Here is a 2,177-nt window from a genome sequence, read left to right on the forward strand (position 1 = left end):
CTTTGGACGGGTTCCCCGTCAAAAAAGGCGAGACAAGACAGGGGAAACCCCAAGAACGCACTTTTCGCTCCGAGGAGGGGATTTTAAGAGGGTGTATAGCATTTAGAACACGATCCCCGCGACATTACATCGAATGAGCCAATGCGATTACTTTTGGGCACTATATAACTAGTGCCGTTTCTAAATCTTTTAGATATCGAAATGCCGGATTTTAGATAAAGCTAGCAAAAAATGGACACGACGAACGATAAATCACGAACTATTTTGATTGTCGAAGATTCCCTATCGTACCGCAGTAAATTGCGGGATTATCTGAGTCAAGACAATCGATACAACTACACCATCCTTGAAACAGGGACTGGTGCAGAGGGCTTGAAACAGTACCGGATCGTTCAACCCGATGCCATTTTGCTCGATTATGTCTTACCAGACATGAACGGGTTAGAGTTTTTGCAAGCTTTACAGCAACAGATTAAAAAGCCAGATCTCCCTGTCGTGCTGCTGACGGAGTATGAGAAAGAGAACTTGGCGAGCCAAGCGATCGAATGTGGTGCCCAACAGTATTTGAGTAAATCGGCATTAACGAATGAAAATTTGCGGCTCTCGTTGCATAATGCGATCAAGCAGGGCGAACTTTTGCGTCAAGTTGCCGATCTCAAGGTGCAAAACGATCGCAATCTCAAAGTGCTCGATCGCAAAGAAGAGCAGTTGCGACTGGCTCTAGCATCGGCGCAGATGGGCATTTGGGATTGGAATCTCCTGACGGGGCAAATGCAATGGAATCGCGAGCATGAGGAGTTATTTGGCTTGGCTCCAGGCAGTTTTGATGGCAATTATGAAACCTTCGATCGATGTATTCATCCAGAAGATCGTGCCGCCGTGCATGAATGTGTAGTTCGATCGATCGAGACGCATACCAGTCTGTGCCATCAATTTCGGATCGTGTGGGCGGATAATAGCATTCATTGGATCGAGACGCGGGGAGAGGCGTATTTCAATGCTGCTGGCGAGGCAATGCGAACGATCGGAACTGTCGTAAATATCGACGAACGCCAGCAAGCGCAACAGTTATTACAAAATCAATTAGATCGACAACGCCTGGTATTGGATATGACGGTGCAAATTCGGCGATCTTTAGATCTGCCAGAAATTCTGCAAACGACTGTCGATGAAGTGAGACAATTCTTACAAATCGATCGTGTACTTGTCTATAAATTTGCTTCAGATTGGAGTGGGAATGTCATTGTGGAGTCAGTCAGTGCTGACTGGAGTGCGATTTCTACCGAACAAATCTATCATCCTTGTAGTGACGCGGCTGTTAAAAGCTTTCAGCAGGGCATCGTCATTGCTAATGCAGATATTTACAGTGCGGAAATCGACGATCTGCATCTGCAACTGTTAGAAAGCGTGCAGATTATGGCAAATCTCGTCGTACCAATTTTTAAGGGCACGGATTTATGGGGATTATTAATCGCCCATCACTGCTCGGCTCCGCGCCAGTGGCAAACTTCCGAGATCGATCTGGTAAAACAGTTAGCCTCTCAAGTCAGTATTGCCATTCAACAGGCAAATTTATTTGCTCAAGCCCAACTCGAACTCACCCAACGCAAACAAGCCGAAATGACGCTGCAACTGCTCAATGCCGAAATAGAGCAACGTCAGTCGGTAGAAACGCTCAAAGACGAATTTATCGGCATTGTCAGCCATGAATTACGCACGCCATTAACTTCTATGCAGGGCGCATTGGGATTATTGGCAATGGGTTTAATGGATGACGAACCGGAGCAAATGAAACAGATGATCGAGATTGCCTCGATCGAAACCGAACGACTGGTGCGGCTGGTAAATAATATTCTCGATCTGGATAAGTTAGATGCCAATAGTAACTCTTTAGAGCTAGAGTGGTGCGATGCCAATGTCTTAGCGCGAAATGCGATCGATGTGATGATCGGCTCGGCTGCGGCGGCGGGAGTCGATCTGGAGCTAAATTGCCAGATCGGCCAAATTTTTGTCGTGCCCGATCGGATCGTCCAAACCTTGACAAATCTAATCGGTAATGCTATCAAATTTTCTCCACCCAATACTACCGTCTCGATCGAAGTTACCGAAATCGACCCCATCCTCGATCGAGCGACTAAATTCGACTCCGTGCGAGCCGATCCCGCCACGCGATCTCG

1 protein-coding gene is annotated in these 2,177 nt (G+C 46.9%); it reads left to right on the plus strand.

What is annotated here, in order from left to right:
* Window positions 1-231: 231 nt before the first annotated feature.
* Window positions 232-2,177: GAF domain-containing protein (locus tag RMO79_RS06450; RefSeq protein ID WP_310482235.1), on the plus strand; the 1,946-nt coding region annotated here is incomplete at its 3' end.

Origin of the sequence: Chamaesiphon sp. VAR_48_metabat_403 (genome assembly GCF_031422475.1) — a bacterium.
Taxonomy (GTDB): Bacteria; Cyanobacteriota; Cyanobacteriia; order Cyanobacteriales; family Chamaesiphonaceae; genus Chamaesiphon.